This is a genomic window from Tsukamurella conjunctivitidis (genome assembly GCF_007858475.1).
Classification (GTDB): domain Bacteria; phylum Actinomycetota; class Actinomycetes; order Mycobacteriales; family Mycobacteriaceae; genus Tsukamurella; species Tsukamurella conjunctivitidis.
The window spans coordinates 1-709 of sequence record NZ_VIGX01000093.1 but is presented as its reverse complement, the minus strand read 5'-3'; the positions used below and the strand labels follow the sequence as shown (position 1 = coordinate 709).

2 protein-coding genes are annotated in these 709 nt (G+C 42.6%); both read left to right on the top strand.

The window, feature by feature from the left end; translation table 11 throughout:
* Nucleotides 1-95 precede the first annotated feature (95 nt).
* The gene (locus tag FK530_RS24515; RefSeq protein WP_109201368.1) at nt 96-317 is read left to right on the top strand and encodes a hypothetical protein; all 222 of its coding nucleotides are present in this window, start codon (nt 96-98) and stop codon (nt 315-317) included.
* Nucleotides 298-709: hypothetical protein (locus tag FK530_RS24510; protein WP_205124253.1), on the top strand; the 412-nt coding region annotated here is incomplete at its 3' end. The genes FK530_RS24515 and FK530_RS24510, both read left to right, overlap by 20 nt.

Sequence of the window (709 nt, the reverse complement as noted above, 5' to 3'; positions counted from 1 at the left end):
AGAGAGCTTCTCTCGGTACGACAAAACCTTGAACTCGTTGCTGAGCAACTTCCAAGTGATGACGGCATTGTTGATACAGCATGGATGGATGAAGCATGAAGACGTTAACGCCTGATGATGCAGACTTTGCTGTAACACTTAGGCAGGTTTGCGAAATTATGCCGAAGATCAGATTTATAGCTCGTGGAGTTCATACCATTCAACAATCCCCGAAGGGTATTCGCTTTTTAGACGCGAATGGAGAACAACTTGCAGCACTGACGGCAAAGACAATTAAAGAAGAACAGGAGGCTCTAAATGCTACCTTCCGAAATTGAATACTTCCAAGATGTTGCTAAAAGACTAGATAAAACCAAACACGGTGGCAAAACAAAACTCATTCAAAACATTGCGGAGACGCTTGGTATATCGATCAACTTAATTTACGAAAAGTTAGAAAAAGTAGGCTACCAATCAAACCGTAAAGTACGATCTGATCGTGGCGAGACACATGTAGACCTTAGAGATGCCAGGCTAATTTGTGGCGCTATGTATAAGAATCGCCGTAAAAATGAAAAGTCACTCTTAACGTGCGAGAACGCAATAGCGGATGCTTATGCTAACGGTCAGATCAAACAGCTTTACAACCCAACCACTTTATTGAGAGTCGCTAGAATGCATGGATTTCACCCTGATCAGCTCAATCAACCAACACCCCACATCAATATGC

Coding starts and splice junctions, on each gene's coding strand:
- FK530_RS24515 (WP_109201368.1), top strand. CDS start 96: ATGAAGACGTTAACGCCTGATGATGCAGACTTTGCTGTAACACTTAGG.